This window comes from Mesorhizobium sp. M7A.F.Ca.CA.002.05.1.1 (genome assembly GCF_003998335.1).
GTDB lineage: Bacteria > Pseudomonadota > Alphaproteobacteria > Rhizobiales > Rhizobiaceae > Mesorhizobium.
Genome location: NZ_RZQI01000783.1, coordinates 1 through 2829, shown reverse-complemented (window position 1 = coordinate 2829; position 2829 = coordinate 1). Strand labels below are relative to the sequence as shown.

The window sequence follows — 2829 nt, the reverse complement described above, 5'->3', positions numbered from 1 at the left end:
GCGTCAAGCCTGTGATCTCCGACCGCGACTTCACCATCGCGACCATTGCCGGTTCGTCGGCGATGAAGCCGGAGACGGAAGAGACGGCTGAAGCAGCTGCACCTGAAGCGGCTCCTGCCGCCGACGAGAAGTAACTCTTTCACGCCCGGAGCAGGCGATGCTGCTGTTTGCAGGTCTCGGCAATCCGGGCGCGAAATACGCTGACAACCGCCACAATGTCGGTTTCATGGCGGCGGACGCAATCGCCCGCCGCCATTCCTTTTCGCCCTGGTCGAAGAAATTCCAGGGCCTCATTTCCGAGGGCACGCTCGGCGGCGAAAAAATCGTCCTGATCAAGCCGCAGACCTTCATGAACCTGTCCGGCCAGTCGGTCGGCGAAGCACTGCGCTTCTACAAGCTCGAGCTTTCCGCGCTCACCGTCTTCTATGACGAGATCGACCTTGCCGAAGGCAAGCTGCGCATCAAGACCGGTGGCGGCGCCGGCGGCCACAACGGCATCCGGTCGATCGACGGTCATATCGGCAATGGCTATCGCCGCGTGCGCATCGGCGTCGGCCATCCCGGCGTCAAGGAAATGGTCCAGCACCATGTGCTCGGCAATTTCGCCAAAGCCGACCGCGAATGGCTCGACCCGCTGCTCGACGCGATCGCCGATAATGCCGCCATGATCGTCAAGGGCGACGAATCCGGCTTCATGAATAAGGCCAGTCTCGCCGTCCAGGGCAAGGCCGGGCCGGAGCCCGAAAAGCCAGCGCAGAAGCAGTCGGCGCACAAGCAGCAAAGTCATGTCCGCCAAGCACGGCCTCAACAGCCGGTGGTCAAGCTGCCGGAAAGCGGTCCAATGGCCGCCATGCTGAAGAAGCTGTTCGGCGGCAAGGACTGAGCATCAAGGGGACCGAAGGGCTTGACGTTGATCACCCCTATCGCCCATAGCCCTGATCAAATTTCTATTTTCCCGATAGGACCGAACAAAAATGGGTTTCAAATGCGGCATCGTTGGCTTGCCCAACGTCGGCAAGTCGACGCTTTTCAACGCGTTGACCAGAACGGCTGCGGCGCAAGCCGCCAACTATCCATTCTGCACCATCGAACCGAACACCGGCGAGGTGGCGGTGCCAGATCCGCGCCTGCAGAAGATCGCCGCGATCGCCAAGTCGAAGGAGATCATTCCAACTCGCATCTCTTTCGTCGACATTGCCGGCCTGGTGCGCGGTGCCTCGAAGGGCGAAGGGCTGGGCAACCAGTTTCTCGCCAACATCCGTGAGGTCGACGCCATCGTGCATGTGCTGCGCTGCTTCTAGGATGACGACATCACCCATGTCGAGGGCCGCATCGACCCCGTCGCCGATGCCGAGACGGTCGAGACCGAGCTGATGCTTGCCGACCTCGACAGCATCGAGCGCCGCATCGTCCAGATCCGCAAGCGCGCCGGCAGCAAGGACAAGGAAGCGACGACCGTGCTGCCGTTGATGGAGGCAGCGCTCGAACTGCTGCAGGCCGGCAAGCCGACCCGCATCCTGCTCAAGGGTATTTCGGCCGAAGATTTGCGCATCCTGCAGGGCCTGAACCTTCTGACCTCGCATCCCGTGCTCTATGTCTGCAATGTCGCGGAGGCCGATGCCGCCACCGGCAACGAACACACCAGGGCCGTGGAAAAGATGGCCACCGCGCAAGGCGCCGGCACCGTGGTGATCTCGGCGGCGATCGAAGCCGAAGTCGCGCAACTCTCGGACGAGGAAGAGATGGAATTCCTGTCCTCGCTCGGCCTCGACGAGCCCGGCCTCAACAAGGTCATCCGCGCCGGCTACGACCTGTTGCACCTCATCACCTAGACCATTTCCTACAACGACTTCGTCACACTGGGCGGCGAAGTCGCGGCCAAGGAAGCCGGCAAGGCGCGCGACGAAGGCAAGGAATATGTCGTCCAGGACGGCGACGTGCTGTTGTTCAAGTTCAACACTTGATGCCCTGAAGCGGTCGAGAACATCCCGGCAAGCTGTCGGCGAAGTTCCTCGATACATGCTTCCAAGGCGACGGCGGCCATCCGCCCGACAGCCGCTTGTCTTGATTTTGTCACGTCACAGGTCTAAGCGGCAGACGCACGGTCGGCGCTGACGTCGAGAACCGTGCAATCCAACACGACGCGTCAATCCGAACGCACCCCCAGCAAGGGATATCAGGCGATGATCAAGGCCTTCGTCGTGGACAATGACCGCCTGCGCGTCGTCGACGATCTCCTGGCAAACAGCGAGACCATCGTCTGGGCGGACCTGTTCAACCCGACAAAGGAAGAGGAAGCGACGATCGAGAGCTGGCTCGGCGTTGCCATTCCGACGCGCGAGGAGATGGAGGAGATCGAGATTTCGAGCCGCCTCTATGTCGAGGACGGCGCCTATTTCATGACCGCCACCCTGCCCGCCCAGACCGAAATCGACGATCCCTTGATGTCGCCGGTTACCTTCGTGCTCGCCGGCACAAGGCTGATCACGGTGCGCTACCACGAACCGAAAGCTTTCAAGACCTTTCCGCAGCGCGCCGAAAAGGTGGCGACCGGCTGCACCAGCGGCGACACCATCCTGATCGGCTTGCTGGAGGCGATCGTCGACCGTCTCGCCGACATTCTGGAACGCGCCGGCCGCGACATCGAGGCGATCTCGCGCGATATCTTCGAGGCGCGGTCGACCAAGGTTTCCAAGCGCAACCGTGATTTCCAGGAGTTGCTGAAAGCCATCGGCCGCAAGGAGGACATTGCCTCCTCGATCCGCGACAGCCTGATCTCGCTGCAGCGCCTGGCAGGCTTCTTCGCCCATGCCTCGACCCGCACCAAGA

Annotated in this window: 2 protein-coding genes and 2 pseudogenes; all 4 read left to right on the top strand. The window is 61.8% G+C overall.

Annotated elements, in window-relative coordinates; translation table 11 throughout:
* Positions 1-134 (top strand): annotated as a pseudogene (locus EN939_RS39385) (50S ribosomal protein L25/general stress protein Ctc); the annotation flags it as partial.
* Positions 135-157: 23 nt separating this feature from the next.
* The gene (pth, locus tag EN939_RS28365) at positions 158-883 is read left to right on the top strand and encodes an aminoacyl-tRNA hydrolase (protein WP_127270550.1); all 726 of its coding nucleotides are present in this window, start codon (positions 158-160) and stop codon (positions 881-883) included.
* A gap of 91 nt (positions 884-974) precedes the next feature.
* Positions 975-1964 (top strand): annotated as a pseudogene (ychF, locus tag EN939_RS28360) (redox-regulated ATPase YchF).
* A gap of 219 nt (positions 1965-2183) precedes the next feature.
* Positions 2184-2829 (top strand): CorA family divalent cation transporter (locus tag EN939_RS28355; protein WP_127271025.1); only part of this gene is annotated, 646 nt, incomplete at its 3' end.

Excerpts from the sequence above, each read along its gene's own strand:
- pth (WP_127270550.1), top strand. The coding sequence starts at position 158 with ATGCTGCTGTTTGCAGGTCTCGGCAATCCGGGCGCGAAATACGCTGAC.